This window comes from Pseudoalteromonas sp. CuT4-3, assembly GCF_035666335.1.
Taxonomy (GTDB): domain Bacteria; phylum Pseudomonadota; class Gammaproteobacteria; order Enterobacterales; family Alteromonadaceae; genus Pseudoalteromonas; species Pseudoalteromonas atlantica.
Window position 1 is genome coordinate 1,937,839 of the sequence record NZ_CP142030.1, and the last position, 17,263, is coordinate 1,955,101.

Here is a 17,263-nt window from a genome sequence, read left to right on the forward strand (position 1 = left end):
TTTTAACCTTTTTGCATTACCAGCTGAAGGCCCAGCCAAGCCATAAAAATACAGATCATCACATTTAAGATGATATTGAGGGCCATTTTAATAAAGTGACCTTGTTGTAATAACAACAACGAGTCCATTGAGAATGTTGAAAAGGTGGTTAACGCACCTAAAAAGCCAATACCAATAAGGGTTTTAGCGGGGCTTGTGGCGATAATTTCTTTCTCTATCAAACCGTACAAAATGCCCATTAACAATGAACCCAGAATATTAACCGTCAACGTGCCAAAAGGGAATCCCCTACCAAGGAGTTTTAGCATGGTTTCGCTAATAAAAAATCGTAAACAGGCTCCTGAGGCGCCACCAAGGGCGATCATCATATAAAGTTTAATCATTTTCGTATCGTTTAAGTGGGCTTTGCGCGTCGCGTTCTTTTAAGTAATCAAGCTTTTGCTTAATTTTTTGCTCAAGGCCGCGATCGCTCGGTAAATAATAGTGTTTGTCTTGAATTTCTGGCGGTAAATATTTTTCACCGGCGGCAAAGGCGCCCTCTTCGTTATGTGCGTAGCGATACTCGGCGCCATAGCCTAAATCTTTCATTAGGTTTGTGGGCGCGTTTCGTAAGTGCTCTGGAACTGGGTAGCTTGGCTCGTTTTTGGCATCAGCTTTTGCTTGGTTAAATGCCATATAAACCGCATTACTTTTGGGTGCGCTGGCTAAGTATAAAGTGGCTTGTGCAATGGCGCGTTCGCCCTCGCTTGGGCCTACACGCTGAAATATATCCCATGCGTTTAACGCCACTTCCATTGCCCGTGGGTCGGCATTACCTATGTCCTCTGTGGCAATGGCAAGTAAACGCCTTGCTACATAAAGTGGGTCGCCGCCGCCGGCTAAAATACGGCAATACCAATACAGCGCGCCATCGGGTGAGCTGCCTCGTACTGACTTATGAAAAGCCGATATTAAATCGTAAAATTCATCGCCGCCTTTATCGTATTTAGCTAAATGGGTAGGCAGTACTTGGCTTAATACGTGCTCATCTACGTTGTATGTGCCGTTTTGCTCACTCGTTAAATCAACCGCTTGCTCAAGCAGGTTTAGCACTTTACGGGCATCGCCGCCGCTTGCTTGGCAAAGCGCTTGTTTGGCGTTATCGGCAATAACAATGTTTTTTTGGTTTAGTTGCTCATCTTGCTTAAGTGCGCGCTCTATCACTGTGTATAGGTCGGTATCGGCTAGCGACTTTAAAACATACACACGCGCCCGCGACAAAATCGCATTATTAAGTGCAAATGAGGGGTTTTCGGTTGTCGCGCCTACAAATATAAAAGTGCCGTCTTCTATGTGAGGTAAAAATGCATCTTGCTGCGATTTATTAAAACGGTGTACTTCATCCACAAACATTAAGGTGCGCTGCCCGCGGCTTTGTAGGTTATCGTGCGCTTGCGTTACGCTGTCGCGAATATCTTTTACGCCTGCGGTCACAGCCGACATTTGTATAAGTTCGGCATCGGCGTGATTTGCAATAATTTGCGCAAGGGTGGTTTTACCTACCCCAGGCGGCCCCCACAAAATTAAGCTGTGGCAACGCCCTGCAACAATGGCTTGGTGCAAGGGTTTATCATCACTTAATAAATGCTGCTGACCTATGTATTCGTCAAGCGTTGTTGGGCGCATGCGCGCAGCAAGTGGGCGTACATCGGGCCCAAAATTAAAGCCTAAATTATTCACCGTTACTCTGATCGTCTATTTCTACACCCTCTGGTGGGGTAAATTCAAAGGTGCTTGTATCAAGCGCGGTATTTACTTGTGCATTGTTAAAACTAAACGATGAAAGCTGACCAGAATTATCAGTCACAACTAACTTAGCAAGGCCTTGCTCGTTACCTGCAAAGGTAATATCAAGTTGCTCTACTTGGCTCTCTACGCCTTTATTTGGCGTTACACTAAAGCCAGAGTCTGTGGCTTGTACGCTGTATTTTTCCCATTGTGCGGGATCTTTTGAAGTAAGAAGTACAAACGGTGTTGAATCTATAAGGCTATGGGTATCCATAATAGTTACTTGCTCAGCAAAGCTGTCGAAGTAATAGGTTTTGTCACCATTGGATACAAATAAGGTATCGTCTGGGTTTGTTTGCTGCCAGCGGATCATCATAGGTTGTTTAAGGGCAATTGTGCCCTCGCCTTGCATAACCGCTTGGCCTTGCGGATCGGTTACGTTTTGAGAAAACTGCGCTTTAAAACTTTTAAGGGTTGCGAGTTTGTCTTGCAGTGCTTGGCTGTCATCAGCAAAGCTAGGCGTGGCAATTAAACTGCCAAGCACTAATAATAAACTGTTTAATTTTTTCATTAATTTGCTCCATTAGGTACTAATACATCGCGAGCGCCGTTATGGCCTGGTGAACTCACGATACCCGATGTTTCCATTTGTTCTACTAGTCGTGCTGCGCGGTTATAGCCAACACGTAATTTACGTTGTACTGATGATACCGATACTTTGCCGGTTTCGATTACAAACGCAACGGCTTCGTCGTATAGCGGATCTGACTCTTCATCTGCATTTTCACTGGTTTCACCTGGTAATAAAACATCTTCTGTTGCATCACCATTTAAAATTTCATCAATGTAATTAGGTTTACCGCGTGCTTTCCAATCGTTTACTACCGCATGTACTTCATGGTCGTCTACAAATGCGCCATGCACACGCTCTGGTACGCTTGTGCCTGGCGGTAAGTAAAGCATATCACCCATACCGAGTAAGTTTTCTGCGCCTTGTTGATCCAATATGGTACGCGAGTCTATTTTACTCGACACCTGAAACGCCATACGCGTAGGTATATTGGCTTTAATTAAGCCGGTAATTACATCTACCGATGGGCGCTGTGTTGCAAGTACTAAATGTATACCTGCGGCACGTGCTTTTTGCGCAATACGGGCAATTAGCTCTTCAACTTTTTTACCTACAATCATCATCATGTCGGCAAATTCGTCTATTACTACCACTATGCTCGGTAGTTTATCTAACTCGTCTGGGCCTTCTTTCATGCCGTCGGTGTCTTTAAATAATGGGTCAAGAATTGGGTAACCCGCTTCTTTGGCCTCAAGTACTTTTTGGTTGTAACCTTTTAAGTTACGTACACCCAACGCCGACATTAATTTATAACGGCGTTCCATTTCGCCTACACACCAACGTAGTGCGTTAGCGGCTTCTTTCATGTCGGTAACTACTTCACACAATAGGTGCGGAATACCTTCGTAAACCGAAAGCTCAAGCATTTTCGGGTCAATCATGATCATACGAACATCATCAGGGCCCGATTTATACAGTAAGCTTAATATCATTACATTAACGCCCACTGACTTACCCGAACCCGTGGTACCCGCTACCAGTAAATGGGGCATTTTACCTAAATCGGCACACACAGGTTGCCCTGCAATATCTTTACCTAACACCATGGTTAGTGGCGATGGATTTTGCTCAAATTTAGGGGCGTTAATTACCTCAGATAAACGTACAATTTCACGGTACTTATTAGGCAGCTCTATCCCTATGTAAGTTTTACCTGGGATCACCTCAACCACACGTACACTAATTGCCGATAACGAACGGGCTAAATCTTTTGATAAACCAGTAATTTTAGACACCTTTATACCCGGTGCTAAATCAAGCTCAAAACGTGTTACAACTGGGCCTGGGTATACGCCAACCACTTTTGCTTGTACGTTAAAGTCGAGTAATTTTGTTTCAACAAGACGCGATACACCGTCAAGCTCTTCTTCCGAGATCGGGTTTTTGGCTTTATCCGGTCTGTCGAGTAAATCAAGCGACGGTAATGGCCCTGGCGGTGGCTCTTTATCAAGTAACTCTTCAAACTTTTCTTTTGCTGTTGGCGGAGGCTGATATGCAGGTTTTGGCTTAGGCATAGGCCTTGCTGGCGATACCACCGTGGTAATCGGTTTTTCAGGCTCAACAACTTGGCTTTGATCAAGCGCGTTAAGTGCAGCCGCTGTATCCATTGGCTCATCGTCTATGGCGCTAAAGCCAATTTCTTGGTCGAGTATATCGTCTAGCTCATCAAATGGGCTGTAGTCATCACTAATTTGCGGCTCGCTAAAGGTAGGCTGCTCTTTCGTAATGGCTTTTTGTTTAGCTGGCTTTTTACTTTTAGCAGGTTCTTGTTCAAATTCTGATGATTGCTCGAGTGTGGTATCGCTTTTTTCATAATCGTCAGGGTCATCATTAAATTGCGCATCGGCTTGCACCGGATTTGCCGCAATACGCTCTCGTTGCATCCAACCTTGGGCGTAATTAGCAATGTAACGGTATCCTCTAACCACTAAATCGCCGAGGTAGTCTACAAATTCAACCCACGACACACCGGTTAATAAAGTAAGCCCAGCAAAAAAGAAGCACAATAATAGTATAGAGGTACCGGTAAAGTTAAATGCCGGCATCATGGCCGATGCAATCACATCGCCCACTACCCCACCGGATGAAAAGTTATAAATATCATCAAAGTTAATGCTGCTGATTGCCGTTGCTGAGGTAATAAATAAAGCAAAGCCAATAACACGCAAGGCAAGTGTGGTGTAGTCGAGCTGTAAAATACGATGAGGTTGTTTAAATAATAAATAGCCAAACAGCTGAATAGCGGCCGGCACTAAATAAGCAAGCCAACCAAATGACAGTAATAATATATCGGCTACCCAAGCACCGGCAGTGCCTGTAATATTTTTAACGTTTCTAAATTCACCCGTTTGCGACCACGCAGGGTCAGCGGGATCAAAGCTGATTAAAGCACATAAAATGAATATTGCCGCAAAGGTACTGATGATCAGCCCTGTTTCTAATAGTCTTTGCACACCGTTTAGGCGCATAACTTCCTATCCCTCTTTATTGTTCTATTGGCACTTGCTTGCAATCAAATACCTTAGCAGGAAATGCAATTTGATGCACTTTATCTTAATGTGTATGGCCTGATTATGAACAAGTTTTTATAAATTAGAGTGTGTTTATCTTTTGCGGTTAAATTTACGCAATGTAAGGCCGAATTATTACGCCGTCTTCACCTTTTACTTCTTCCATTACTACATAGGTGCGGCTTTCACTCACGTTTGGCAGCTTTAAAAGAATGTCGCCTAGTACACCTCGGTATTCTGACATATCGTTTACGCGTGTTTTTAATAAAAAATCAAAATTACCCGATACCAAGTGACACTCTATTATCTCTTCGTGCTGTTTAACCGCCGCACTAAACTCATCAAATACGTCGGGCGATGTTTTGGTAATGGTTACCTCAACATACACAGATAAGCCTTGGCCAAGCTTTGCTGGATCAACCACAGCTTTGTAGCCAAGTATATAACCTTCACGTTCTAACTTTTTTACGCGTTCCAGACAGGGCGTGGCGCTCAGGCCAACTCGTCGGGCCAGTTCTACATTAGAAAGACGTCCATCGTGCTGTAATTCCATTAAAATTTTACGGTCAATTCTATCTAATAACTGATGCATACACCCAACTAGTTTAATATTCTGTTTATTTTTATTATTTAGATGATAACACTGCCTAGCCTTTTAAAAAAGGTGAGACACACTGCCTTATGATGAATATAATAGTGAAAAATGTTAATCCGTTCTTAATAAGGCAAATTTTATGATTATTGGTGTACCTAAAGAAATTAAAAACCATGAATACCGTGTAGGTATGGTTCCTGCGAGTGTTCGTGAATTAGTAAATCACGGCCACCAAGTGATTGTTGAAACAGATGCAGGTATGGGCATTGGTTTTACTAACGAAGATTACACACAAGCTGGCGCTGAAATTTTAGCAACTGCAGCTGATGTTTTTGCAAAAGCAGACATGATCGTAAAAGTAAAAGAGCCACAAGCTGTTGAGCGTGCAATGCTACGCGAAGATCAAATTTTATTTACTTACCTTCACCTTGCACCTGATCTTCCACAAACTGAAGACCTTGTTAAAAGCAAAGCGATTTGTATTGCTTACGAAACAGTGACTGATGCACGTGGCGGCTTACCGCTTCTTGCACCAATGAGTGAAGTAGCAGGTCGTATGTCTATTCAGGCCGGTGCACAAGCGCTTGAAAAATCTAACCACGGCCGTGGCATGTTACTTGGTGGCGTACCAGGCGTTGAAGCAGCTAAAGTAGTTGTTATTGGCGGCGGCATGGTGGGTCGTAGTGCAGCGCAAATGGCTGTTGGCATGGGCGCAGACGTTGTAGTACTTGACCGCAACATCGATGTACTTCGTGCACTAGACGCGCAATTTGGTAACAAAGTTAAAGCGATTTACTCAACAGCTGACGCACTTGAAAAACACGTACTAGAAGCTGACTTAGTAATTGGTGGCGTACTAATTCCAGGTGCTGCAGCACCTAAACTAGTAACAGCCGATCACATTAAAGCAATGAAGCCAGGCTCTGCAATTGTTGATGTTGCTATTGACCAAGGTGGTTGTATTGCAACTTCTAAAGCAACAACACACGCTGATCCTACATACATTGTTGATGAAGTTGTTCACTACTGTGTTGCTAACATGCCAGGTGCAGTACCGCGTACTTCTACCTTTGCACTTAACAATGCAACATTGCCGTTTATTATTAACCTTGCAAACAAAGGTTACAAAAAGGCACTACTAGATGACGCGCACTTCTTAAAAGGCTTAAACGTAATTAAAGGCCAAGTAACTTACAAAGAAGTAGCTGAAGCGTTCAACATGGAATATGTTGACCCTCGTACTGCAGTAGAAAACGCGTAATTTTGCGTTTAGTCGTTAGGTGTTATTGAACAAAATAGTTACCTAACTACAAACAATAAAAAAGCAGCTAATTAGCTGCTTTTTTTGTATCTAAATTTTGACTATATAAATTAATTTATATAAAACGCTTAATTATAAAATCAACTTTTACGCGTTTAGCCTGACCAAGTAGCTTTTTAACCGGTTGCGGGTAATTTTCTACTGTTTCTAAATCATTTGGCCCAGTTAGACGGCGGCAGTGTTTTAAAATTTCCTGCTTTTCGTTATCTATGGCTTGCATAATACTTTGCTGTGGGTCTTCAATTAAAATACCGTTTTCGATATCAAGGCCCCACGCTCGTGGATTAAGGTTATGGCCGCTTAATAAGTGGCGTTGTCGGTCGGCGCAAATACCTTTTAAGTGAAACGAGTTACTCTCGTGCTTCCATAAATACACGTTTAAATTGCCGTTATCTATATGGCGCTTTTGCGATTTTACAAATTTATGCAAAATAGTTTCGTATAAATACGGGAGTGCACCAATTTTACTAAATGGCTCACTTGGCGGCAGATAAAAATCGTTTGCGGTTTTATCACCTACTACAATGGTTACTTGCTTACCTTGTTTTAATAATCGACGTAGTGAGCGCATAAGCGGCGCCGGAAAATTAAAATACGGTGTGTAAAGTACAAGCTCTTGCTCTGTGGTATCAAACAAGTTTTTAATTAATCGGTTAAGGCTATTATTACGACGCCCTAAACCTAAAAACAAACGCACACCGAGTGGGTCGGTATTGGGCGTAGTTGGGTTTGCATAACTGGCCGACTTTAGCTCGCGCATTAATTGCTTTTGTTCAAATTTAAAGTCTATTAAGCGCTTAAGCGGGCGTGTATCAATACGTGGCACGGCTTGCGAGCCTATTAGCTTAGACTCGATAAAATCAACCACAGAGTCGCACAGTGCTGCTTGGTCAACTAAAAAGTAACGGTCGAGCCTGTAGCGTTCGTTGTATTGTAAGTACACGTTATTTAAGCTTGCGCCGCTGTATAATAAAGTATCATCTACAACAAAGCCTTTAAGGTGTAACACACCAAACAACTCTTTGGCTTTAACCGGTACACCGTAAACTTGTACGTTTGATTTAAATTTTTCTAAATAGTCACAATATAAACTTGCGTTACCGTCTGACTTTTCCGCACCAATAAGACCACGTTGAGCACGATGAAAATCAACCAACACTTTTATTTCAAGGTTGGGGTTTGCCAACGACACACGATGCAGCGCTTCAAGTATTTCGCGCCCTGCTTCGTCATCTTGTAAATAAAGTGCCGTAATGTAGATTCTTTTTTTTGCATTGCTAATTAAACGTAGCAATTGCGTACGGTACTCTTGTGCGTTGGTTAAGACGTTAACGTCTTTTGAAGTCAACCCAAATGCGGGTTTTTCCTGCCAAAATAACATAGTTGCCTATTCACTAAGGTCACATAATCTATCAGTGACAAATAAAATTAGGTAAAACATATCAAAAAAATACTAACGGGTCATGAATTAACGAAGCTTTGTTGCTCATCTGTTTGTTTTTTAGCCTTTACGCGGGCTTTTTTATCATTCAAGGCAATCTCAGTACATAATATTGCACAGCTTTTAATTTTGTCAGAAAAAAATATTCACATAATTTGTTTACTTGTGCCTTGTTTTTCTTAGAATCGAAGCCATTAAGTTCAGTATTAAACGTTTAGGAAAAGATCATGACTGAAGCAAAACACTCTAAGTTACTAATTTTAGGCTCTGGCCCTGCGGGTTACACTGCCGCAGTATACGCAGCACGTGCAAATTTAAACCCTGTTTTAATTACCGGCATTCAACAAGGTGGCCAATTAACGACCACAACTGAAGTTGAAAACTGGCCAGGCGATGCGCACGGTTTAACAGGCCCTGCATTAATGGACCGTATGAAAGAGCACGCTGAGCGCTTTGAAACGGAAATTGTGTTTGACCACATTAATAAAGTAGATGTGTCTAAGCGCCCGTTCACGCTTACTGGCGACCAAGGTACTTACACGTGTGATGCATTAATTATTGCCACTGGTGCATCGGCTAAATACTTAGGCTTAGAGTCTGAAACTAATTTTCAAGGTAGTGGTGTATCTGCATGTGCTACGTGTGATGGTTTTTTCTATAAAGGGCGTAAAGTTGCCGTTGTAGGTGGTGGTAACACTGCTGTAGAAGAAGCGCTTTACTTATCTAACATTGCGGATGAAGTACACGTTATTCACCGTCGTGATAGCTTCCGCAGTGAGAAAATCCTTGCTGATCGTCTTAACGAAAAAGCGCAAAATGGTAACGTAGTAATGCACTACAACCGTACGCTAGACGAAGTACTTGGCGATGACATGGGTGTAACTGGTGTACGCATTAAAGATACACAATCTGATGCTACCGAAGAGCTTGATTTAGCGGGTGTGTTTATTGCTATCGGCCATAAGCCAAACACCGACATGTTTGAAGGCCAACTAGAAATGAAAGACGGCTATTTAGTGGTTGAGTCTGGTCTTAACGGTAACGCTACACAAACAAGCGTACCTGGCGTATTTGCCGCAGGTGATGTGTCTGATCATATTTACCGTCAAGCAATTACATCTGCAGGTACAGGCTGTATGGCAGCCCTAGATGCAGAGCGTTTCTTAGATAACCTATAAACGCTACAAAATTAATAAAGGCTGTTAGTTCAGCCTTTTTTTATGCCTAAAATATAGTTACACTTTTATGATAATTAATAAGTTAAGCCCTCTATGAGAAACCAGCTATACCAACTAAGTGAAACCGATATAGCATTCCCAAATCCCGAATATGCACTTACCTCCCCCGATGGACTGCTTGCCATAGGCGGCGATTTATCTGTAAAGCGCTTAAGTAATGCCTATAAAATGGGTATTTTCCCATGGTTTAGCGAAGGTGAGCCCATTATGTGGTGGTCGCCAAGTGAACGCGGCATTGTAGAGCTAAATGACTTTCATATAAGTAAAAGCTTGCGTAAACATTTAAAAAAACACCCTGTTAAAGTAACTGTTAACAATGCCTTTGCTGAGGTGATAGAAGCGTGCTGTGAGCAACGTATAGACACCGAAGGCACATGGATAACAAATGACATGTTAAGCGCTTATATTGCTGCACATGACGCTAATATTGCGCATAGTGTTGAGGTATGGCAAGACGGCGAACTTGCCGGTGGGCTGTATGGCATTATGCAAAATGGCGTTTTTTGTGGCGAGTCGATGTTTCATCATCAAACTAATTGCTCAAAACTGGCCATGTGGGCGTTAGTTAATTGGTTAAAACGCCATAACGCACATTTTATTGACTGCCAACTAGAAAACCCATATTTAACCTCTTTAGGCGCAAAAGTGATCCCTCGCTCAGAATTTTTGACTAAACTTAAACGAGCAAATGCTTACACCCTCAACTCAACCATGTGGCAACCACAGGAGTTAACAGCAATTTATGAGTGAACACATTCCTGCACGCGTTGGCCTTAGCCAAGAGTTTGCTTGTAGCTATTTACCTGACAGGCAAGAGCAATTATTGGTAATACTTGACCCAACCTGTTACAGCACGCATAAATTTGAGATGCTTTTATCGCTCGGTTTTAGGCGCAGTGGTAATCAAATTTATCGACCGCACTGCCCTTCGTGTAGCGCTTGTAACTCGGTGCGCGTGTTAGCCCAAGAGTTTACCCCTTCAAAGTCACAAAAAAGAAAACTAAATAAAGTAAAAGCAAACTTTGAAGTTAAATACACACAAGCTAAGCGCGAAGAATATTACCCACTTTATAGTAAATACATTTCAATGCGCCACAGTGATGGCACTATGTTTCCGCCTAACTTAGAACAGTTTCAAAGTTTTTTATTTTGTAGCTGGTTAGAAATAACGTTTATTGAGCTTTGGCACCAAGACACTTTAGTTGCAGTGGCCGTAACAGATTGCATGGATAACGCTGTTTCGGCTATTTATACGTTTTTCGATCCCGACTTTGAGCACTACAGTTTAGGGACTGTGATGATTTTACAGCAGCTCGAATTTGCCAAACGGCAAAATAAAGAATTTGTGTATTTGGGCTACCAAATCGATGAATGCACCAAAATGAAATACAAAACTCAGTTTTTACCCGCGCAAAAACACGTTAATGACCAGTGGTTGGCTATTTAATTTGCAAAAATGCCCGCTGCGCCTTTACTTATTGGCGTATTTTGGGCAAAATCTGCAGCGTTTAACTATTAAAGAGGTGTTACGCTAAACATGGCGAAAGAAGACGTAATCGAAATGCAAGGGACAGTCCTTGATACTTTACCAAATACAATGTTCCGAGTTGAGCTAGAAAATGGTCACGTAGTTGTGGCTCATATTTCAGGTAAAATGCGCAAAAACTATATCCGTATTTTAACCGGCGATAAAGTAACGGTAGAAATGACTCCTTACGATTTATCGAAAGGACGTATCGTATTCCGTGCTCGCTAAGTGCGTAAACGAGATTTAGTTTTTGGCTAGTGAATAACTAGCTTAAAGCGTTTATTAAATGTAATTGATGGTACTGACTAGCAATTACATTTAATAAACAAAAAACCCAGCTTTTGCTGGGTTTTTTGTTGCCTATAAAAAAGCACAAAAAAGCCCACGCGTATCGCGCAGGCTAGTTTATATACCCATTCGCATAATTAAGTTATTTATTTTGCGGATGGGTACTATAAGTGAATACACTTATTTAAGCGGGTGTTAAATTACTTTCATAGTCAAAGTTAATTTTCTTATCTTTAACTGATACTTTAACTGTACCGCCATCAACCAGTTCACCAAAGAGTATTTCGTTAGCCAATGGCTTTTTAAGCTCATCTTGAATAACACGTGCCATTGGACGTGCACCCATTGCTTTATCGTAGCCTTTATCTGCTAACCACTCTCGAGCCTTGGAGGTCAGCTCAAGGTTAACTGACTTCTTATCTAATTGTGCTTGCAGCTCAACTACAAATTTATCGACCACTTGCAAGATAACGTCTTTTTCAAGGTGGTTAAACCAAATAATATTATCTAAGCGGTTTCTAAACTCAGGTGAAAATACCTTGTTAATTTCACTCATTGCATCGTGCGTATGATCTTGCTCGGTAAAGCCAATCGATTTACGTGTAGTTTCTTGCACGCCGGCATTGGTTGTCATAACCACCACTACGTTTCTAAAGTCAGCTTTACGACCATTGTTATCGGTTAACGTACCGTGATCCATTACTTGCAGTAATATGTTGTAAATATCTGGATGGGCTTTTTCAATTTCATCCAATAATACAACTGCATGCGGGTTTTTAATAACGGCTTCGGTAAGTAAGCCGCCTTGTTCAAAACCAACATACCCCGGAGGCGCACCAATTAAACGGCTTACTGCATGGCGCTCAACGTACTCTGACATATCAAAGCGGATAAACTCAACACCCATACATTTAGCGAGCTGTTTAGTAACCTCGGTTTTACCTACACCCGTTGGCCCCGCAAATAAGAACGAGCCCACTGGCTTATCTTCGTTTGCAAGCCCAGAGCGAGATAAACGAATCGCAGATGTTAACGCATCGATAGACTGATCTTGCCCAAACACCAACATTTTAAGATTACGATCAAGATTTTTAAGCGTTTCTTTATCGGTCGATGACACGCTTTGAGCTGGGATACGTGCCATTTTAGCAATAATCGATTCAATATCTGATACACCAATGGTTTTTTTGCGCTTAGAGCTTGGCTGCAAACGCTGGTTGGCACCGGCTTCATCTATCACATCAATGGCTTTATCAGGTAAATGACGCTCATTAATGTATTTAGCACTTAGCTCTGCAGCTGCTTTTAATGCTTTTTGCGTGTAACGAATACCATGGTGTTCTTCATAACGCTCTTTTAAACCATTTAAAATTTTAGTGGTATCGGCCACACTTGGTTCAAGTACATCAATTTTTTGGAAACGACGCACTAACGCACGGTCTTTTTCAAATATATTTTTGTATTCATTGTAAGTGGTTGAGCCCATACAACGTAACTGCCCGCTTGAAAGCAGCGGTTTAAGTAAGTTAGAGGCATCCATAACACCCCCCGATGCAGCACCTGCACCAATAATAGTGTGTATTTCATCAATAAATAAAATTGAGTTAGGTTTTGCTTGTAACTCTTTTAATAAGCTCTTAAAGCGTTTTTCAAAGTCGCCGCGGTACTTAGTACCGGCAAGCAATGCGCCCATATCAAGCGAGTAAACAACAGCATCGGCAATTACTTCAGGCACTTGTTCATTAACAATGCGATACGCAAGGCCCTCTGCAATGGCTGTTTTACCTACCCCTGCTTCACCAACAAGCAGTGGGTTATTCTTTTTACGGCGACATAAAACCTGCACGGTGCGCTCTACTTCGCTGTCGCGCCCTACTAATGGATCAATGTTACCGTCTTTGGCTTGGGCATTTAAATTAGTGGTAAAGCTATCTAACTTACTTGCCTCTTCGTTTTGAACCTCTTGTACTTCTTCATGAATATCGTCAGTGTCATCTCCTAACTCATCATCCGTTTTAGAAATACCATGAGAAATAAAATTCACTATATCTAAGCGAGAAATATCGCTTTTCTTAAGTAAATAAACCGCTTGGCTTTCTTGTTCAGAAAAAATAGCAACGAGCACGTTAACGCCTGTAACTTCGTTTTTACCAGATGATTGAACATGAAAAACCGCACGTTGAAGCACGCGCTGAAAGCCCAGTGTTGGTTGGGTTTCGCGTTCTTCTTCTAAATCGGGAATAACCGGTGTGGTTTCGTCTATGAATTCTAATAGTTCGGTTTTTAAACCAGAAATATCAACACCGCAGGCGTTTAGCGCTTCGCCTGCTGAAGGGTTATCTAAAAGCGCAAGTAAAAGGTGTTCTACCGTCATAAACTCATGGCGGCGTGTACGAGCTTCACGAAACGCGGCATTTAACGTTAGTTCTAAGTCTTTGTTTAGCATTGGCAACCCCTTACTGAGATAATTATTTTATACCACAACAATGAGATGATTGATCACCTAATTGGTATTTATTCCTGCTCACAACTACAAAGCAGTGGATGCTCGTTATCCCGTGCATAACGGTTAACTTGTTCCGCTTTGGTATGGGCTACATCGGCGCTAAATACACCGCATATCCCTTTACCTTTTTCGTGAACTTGTAGCATCACATCAGTTGCTCTATCGCTATCCATATTGAAAAACGTCATTAGAACTTCTATTACAAAGTCCATTGGCGTGTAGTCGTCGTTATTTAAAACAACTTTGTATTTTCGCGGTGGCTGCAGCTTTTGCTTTTCACTATCGCGAACTGTGTCGATGACACCTGAATCTTTCATACCACTCATAATTAAATATAGTCTTGTCTTTAGAACTCAAGCAAACTTGAATAAAAAATAAATTAAATGTTAAAAAAATACCACAAAACACTTGACTGACTGGCCAAATAAACTACAGTCAGAAGTAGATTGATTAATCCTTAGTCAGTCTAGCAAATTATACGGTTTAGAATAACTAAATTAGTCAACTTATAGAAGGATGTAGAAGTATGGCTTGTGGTAAAGTCAAATGGTTCAACAACGCCAAAGGTTTTGGTTTCATCGTAGAAGACGGCTGCGAGAATGATATTTTCGCTCATTACTCAACGATTGTAATGGACGGTTATAAGACACTTAAAGCTGGTCAGGATGTAACATTCGAGCTAGAACAAGGCCCTAAGGGCTTACACGCTAAAAACATTGCGCCTAACGGCGACATTTTAGAGTGATAAAAAATTTGTTCGACTAAAGCGAGCGACCTAATTTAGATCCTCGCTTAATTCCCCACTTACCATTCAACTCTCTTCTTATTACTAAATTGCTCCTGCACACGCTAAATTCAACCCTTTTCCTTGATTTTATTTTATATACCCCAATGTTCTAACAGTTACCTGCTAATTAAGGCTGTTCAAAAGCGCAAGCGCTAGCCCTTTTTAAACAAGCTTGTTACACTCTTGTTGCTAAATTACGCGGTTACATTTTAGCTTATGCTTTTACGCGGCTAAAATACGTGTACTTTGCAACCTATAAAAATCAGTTAGTCAGGTGTGACTATTCTGCCTTTTGGCATATTAAGAGTACCGACACCTAACAAACTGCTTGTTAACGCAACCATGCGCTAATGAGTTTCTTTGCATTGTTGAATACGGCCACTGCGGCCTACTATCTAGGAATGATGATGACATCAAAAATTATCTACACTAAAACGGACGAAGCTCCGGCGCTAGCAACCTACTCGTTGCTACCAATTATCCAAGCCTATACAAATGCGGCAGGTGTTGAAGTTGAAACTCGCGATATCTCATTAGCAGGTCGTGTAATTGCAAACTTCGCTGATTACCTTACTGAAGAGCAACGCATCGGCGATGCGCTTGCAGAGCTTGGCGAACTTGCAAAAACACCAGAAGCAAACATCATCAAATTACCAAACATCAGTGCGTCTGTACCGCAATTACGCGCTGTCATTAAAGAGCTTCAAGAAAAAGGCTACGCACTCCCAGAGTACCCAGCTGAGCCTAAAAATGATGAAGAAGCTAAAATTAAAGCCACTTACGACAAAATTAAAGGCAGTGCTGTAAACCCAGTATTGCGTGAAGGTAATTCAGATCGTCGTGCACCAGGTTCTGTTAAAGAATATGCACGCAATAACCCTCATTCAATGGGTGCGTGGAGCAAAGACTCACAATCATACGTTGCAAGCATGAGCGAAGGTGACTTCTTTGGTTCTGAGCAATCTGTAACTGTTGATGCAGCAACTGATGTACGTATTGAGCACGTAGCGACTAATGGCGATGTGACTGTACTTAAACAAAGCACGCCGCTAATTGCTGGCGAAGTAATTGATGCATCGCGCATTAGCGCAGCTAAACTACAAGCGTTTTTAGCAGCAGAAATTGATGCAGCTAAAGAAAAAGGCGTATTATTTTCGCTTCACATGAAAGCGACAATGATGAAAGTATCTGACCCTATTATTTTTGGTCATGCGGTAAAAGTTTTCTACAAAGACGTATTTGCTAAACACGGCGAGCTTTTTGAAGAGCTAGGTGTTGATGTAAATAACGGTTTAGGCGACGTTTATTCTAAAATTCAAACATTAGATGATGCTAAGCGCGAAGAAATTGAAGCAGACATTCAAGCGGTTTACGCTGAGCGTCCTGCTATTGCAATGGTTGATTCTGACCGTGGCATTACTAACTTACACGTTCCAAGCGATGTGATCATTGATGCGTCTATGCCTGCTGCCATTCGTTCAAGCGGTCAAATGTGGAACAACGACGGTAAACTACAAGACACTAGCTTTGTGATCCCAGATCGTAGCTACTCAAGCGTTTACCAAGCTACAATTGATTTTTGTAAAGAAAACGGCGCGTTCGATCCTACCACTATGGGTAGCGTACCAAACGTAGGCCTAATGGCTCAAAAAGCAGAAGAATACGGTTCTCACGATAAAACGTTTGAAGCAAAAGCGGATGGTTCTATTCGTGTTGTTGATGCTAATGGCACAACATTACTTGAGCACACTGTTGAGCAAGGCGATATTTGGAGAATGTGTCAGGTTAAAGACGCACCAATCCAAGATTGGGTTAAGCTTGCTGTAAACCGCGCACGTGCTACGGGCGTACCTGCCATTTTCTGGTTAGATGAAAATCGTGCTCACGATGCAGAGCTTATTAAAAAGGTAAACAAATACTTACCAGATCACGATACTAATGGCCTAGACATTCAAATTTTAGCACCGCTTGAAGCAACTTTATTCTCATTAGCGCGTATTAAAGAAGGTAAAGACACTATCTCTGTAACGGGTAACGTATTACGTGACTACCTAACAGATTTATTCCCAATTTTAGAGCTGGGTACCAGTGCTAAAATGCTTTCTATTGTGCCACTAATGAACGGTGGTGGCTTGTTTGAAACTGGCGCAGGTGGTTCAGCACCTAAGCATGTTCAACAGTTCGAAAAAGAAAACCACTTACGTTGGGATTCGTTAGGCGAGTTTTTAGCACTAGCGGCTTCGCTTGAGCACCTAAGCGTGAATACAGGCAACAAAAAAGCACAAGTACTTGCTGACACACTAGATAAAGCAACAGGTACGTTCTTAGCTGAAAACAAGTCGCCTTCACGTAAAGTAAAAGAAATTGATAACCGTGGTTCTCACTTCTTCTTATCTTTATTCTGGGCACAAGAGCTGGCTAAGCAAGACGAAGACAGCGAGCTTAAAGCGCAATTTACACAAATTGCGAGCGATTTAGAAACGCAAAAAGAGCAAATCGTAAGCGAGCTTAACGATGCGCAAGGTCCTTCAATGGATATTGGTGGTTACTTCCAACCAAACGATGATGCAGCGTTTAAAGCAATGCGCCCAAGTGCAACGTTTAACGAAATTTTATCTAAATTAGTATAATTTTAGATTAAATTAAAAAAC

Annotated in this window: 15 protein-coding genes; 7 read left to right on the forward strand and 8 right to left on the reverse strand. The window is 41.7% G+C overall.

Going from position 1 to position 17,263, the window contains the following annotated elements:
* Positions 1-2: 2 nt before the first annotated feature.
* The 5 genes from crcB to lrp form a co-directional block, all read right to left on the reverse strand.
* Positions 3-383: a fluoride efflux transporter CrcB gene (gene crcB / locus VOI46_RS08765; protein WP_004586743.1), complete on the reverse strand. Its 381-nt coding sequence runs from the start codon at positions 381-383 to the stop codon at positions 3-5.
* Positions 376-1,719 (reverse strand): replication-associated recombination protein A, encoded by a 1,344-nt coding sequence (locus VOI46_RS08770; protein ID WP_004586744.1) that lies wholly within the window; start codon positions 1,717-1,719, stop codon positions 376-378. The genes crcB and VOI46_RS08770 overlap by 8 nt, the downstream gene beginning before the upstream one ends.
* Positions 1,712-2,338, reverse strand: coding sequence for an outer membrane lipoprotein chaperone LolA (gene lolA, locus VOI46_RS08775; RefSeq protein ID WP_004586745.1), 627 nt, complete (start codon positions 2,336-2,338; stop codon positions 1,712-1,714). The genes VOI46_RS08770 and lolA overlap by 8 nt, the downstream gene beginning before the upstream one ends.
* A complete protein-coding gene (locus VOI46_RS08780; protein ID WP_282337594.1) occupies positions 2,338-4,866 on the reverse strand; it encodes a DNA translocase FtsK 4TM domain-containing protein in 2,529 nt (842 codons plus the stop codon). Before VOI46_RS08780 ends, lolA begins: the two co-directional genes overlap by 1 nt.
* Before the next feature lie 154 nt (positions 4,867-5,020).
* Positions 5,021-5,500 (reverse strand): leucine-responsive transcriptional regulator Lrp, encoded by a 480-nt coding sequence (gene lrp, locus VOI46_RS08785; RefSeq protein ID WP_004586747.1) that lies wholly within the window; start codon positions 5,498-5,500, stop codon positions 5,021-5,023.
* 142 nt (positions 5,501-5,642) lie between these two features.
* Here lrp and ald point away from each other — a divergent pair, with 142 nt between their 5' ends.
* Complete coding sequence (gene ald, locus VOI46_RS08790; protein WP_004586748.1) at positions 5,643-6,764, forward strand: alanine dehydrogenase; 1,122 nt, start codon at positions 5,643-5,645, stop codon at positions 6,762-6,764.
* A gap of 115 nt (positions 6,765-6,879) precedes the next feature.
* Here the strand turns inward: ald and pssA are convergent, their stop codons facing one another.
* Positions 6,880-8,205 carry a CDP-diacylglycerol--serine O-phosphatidyltransferase gene (gene pssA, locus VOI46_RS08795; RefSeq protein ID WP_004586749.1) on the reverse strand — a complete coding sequence of 442 codons (1,326 nt, stop codon included), beginning with the start codon at positions 8,203-8,205 and terminating at the stop codon, positions 6,880-6,882.
* Between the two features lie 287 nt (positions 8,206-8,492).
* Between pssA and trxB the strand changes: the two genes are divergently transcribed.
* The 4 genes from trxB (at position 8,493) to infA (ending at position 11,259) form a co-directional block, all read left to right on the forward strand.
* Positions 8,493-9,443 carry a thioredoxin-disulfide reductase gene (gene trxB / locus VOI46_RS08800; RefSeq protein WP_004586750.1) on the forward strand — a complete coding sequence of 317 codons (951 nt, stop codon included), beginning with the start codon at positions 8,493-8,495 and terminating at the stop codon, positions 9,441-9,443.
* A gap of 93 nt (positions 9,444-9,536) precedes the next feature.
* Positions 9,537-10,253, forward strand: a complete 717-nt coding sequence (aat, locus tag VOI46_RS08805; protein ID WP_004586751.1) for a leucyl/phenylalanyl-tRNA--protein transferase — start codon at positions 9,537-9,539, stop codon at positions 10,251-10,253.
* Entirely contained in the window at positions 10,246-10,950 is a 705-nt protein-coding gene (locus VOI46_RS08810; RefSeq protein ID WP_004586752.1) for an arginyltransferase, read from the forward strand. The genes aat and VOI46_RS08810 overlap by 8 nt, the downstream gene beginning before the upstream one ends.
* 90 nt (positions 10,951-11,040) lie before the next feature.
* Positions 11,041-11,259 (forward strand): translation initiation factor IF-1, encoded by a 219-nt coding sequence (gene infA / locus VOI46_RS08815; protein ID WP_002962494.1) that lies wholly within the window; start codon positions 11,041-11,043, stop codon positions 11,257-11,259.
* Positions 11,260-11,503: 244 nt separating this feature from the next.
* Here infA and clpA read toward each other — a convergent pair whose 3' ends face one another.
* A complete protein-coding gene (gene clpA / locus VOI46_RS08820; protein ID WP_004586753.1) occupies positions 11,504-13,765 on the reverse strand; it encodes an ATP-dependent Clp protease ATP-binding subunit ClpA in 2,262 nt (753 codons plus the stop codon).
* 68 nt (positions 13,766-13,833) lie between these two features.
* Positions 13,834-14,142, reverse strand: a complete 309-nt coding sequence (gene clpS / locus VOI46_RS08825) for an ATP-dependent Clp protease adapter ClpS (protein ID WP_004586754.1) — start codon at positions 14,140-14,142, stop codon at positions 13,834-13,836.
* A 209-nt stretch (positions 14,143-14,351) separates the two neighbouring features.
* Here clpS and cspD point away from each other — a divergent pair, with 209 nt between their 5' ends.
* Together cspD and VOI46_RS08835 are read left to right on the forward strand one after the other, a co-directional pair.
* Positions 14,352-14,570, forward strand: coding sequence for a cold shock domain-containing protein CspD (gene cspD, locus VOI46_RS08830; protein ID WP_004586755.1), 219 nt, complete (start codon positions 14,352-14,354; stop codon positions 14,568-14,570).
* Between the two features lie 449 nt (positions 14,571-15,019).
* Positions 15,020-17,242 carry an NADP-dependent isocitrate dehydrogenase gene (locus VOI46_RS08835; RefSeq protein ID WP_004586756.1) on the forward strand — a complete coding sequence of 741 codons (2,223 nt, stop codon included), beginning with the start codon at positions 15,020-15,022 and terminating at the stop codon, positions 17,240-17,242.
* Positions 17,243-17,263: the final 21 nt, after the last annotated feature.

Bases quoted from the DNA above. Each gene is read 5' to 3' on its own strand.
- VOI46_RS08780 (WP_282337594.1), bottom strand. From the start codon at position 4,866: ATGCGCCTAAACGGTGTGCAAAGACTATTAGAAACAGGGCTGATCATC.
- clpS (WP_004586754.1), bottom strand. From the start codon at position 14,142: ATGAAAGATTCAGGTGTCATCGACACAGTTCGCGATAGTGAAAAGCAA.
- pssA (WP_004586749.1), bottom strand. From the start codon at position 8,205: ATGTTATTTTGGCAGGAAAAACCCGCATTTGGGTTGACTTCAAAAGAC.
- trxB (WP_004586750.1), top strand. From the start codon at position 8,493: ATGACTGAAGCAAAACACTCTAAGTTACTAATTTTAGGCTCTGGCCCT.
- VOI46_RS08835 (WP_004586756.1), top strand. From the start codon at position 15,020: ATGACATCAAAAATTATCTACACTAAAACGGACGAAGCTCCGGCGCTA.
- ald (WP_004586748.1), top strand. From the start codon at position 5,643: ATGATTATTGGTGTACCTAAAGAAATTAAAAACCATGAATACCGTGTA.
- lolA (WP_004586745.1), bottom strand. From the start codon at position 2,338: ATGAAAAAATTAAACAGTTTATTATTAGTGCTTGGCAGTTTAATTGCC.
- cspD (WP_004586755.1), top strand. From the start codon at position 14,352: ATGGCTTGTGGTAAAGTCAAATGGTTCAACAACGCCAAAGGTTTTGGT.
- crcB (WP_004586743.1), bottom strand. From the start codon at position 383: ATGATTAAACTTTATATGATGATCGCCCTTGGTGGCGCCTCAGGAGCC.
- aat (WP_004586751.1), top strand. From the start codon at position 9,537: ATGAGAAACCAGCTATACCAACTAAGTGAAACCGATATAGCATTCCCA.
- lrp (WP_004586747.1), bottom strand. From the start codon at position 5,500: ATGCATCAGTTATTAGATAGAATTGACCGTAAAATTTTAATGGAATTA.
- VOI46_RS08810 (WP_004586752.1), top strand. From the start codon at position 10,246: ATGAGTGAACACATTCCTGCACGCGTTGGCCTTAGCCAAGAGTTTGCT.
- clpA (WP_004586753.1), bottom strand. From the start codon at position 13,765: ATGCTAAACAAAGACTTAGAACTAACGTTAAATGCCGCGTTTCGTGAA.
- infA (WP_002962494.1), top strand. From the start codon at position 11,041: ATGGCGAAAGAAGACGTAATCGAAATGCAAGGGACAGTCCTTGATACT.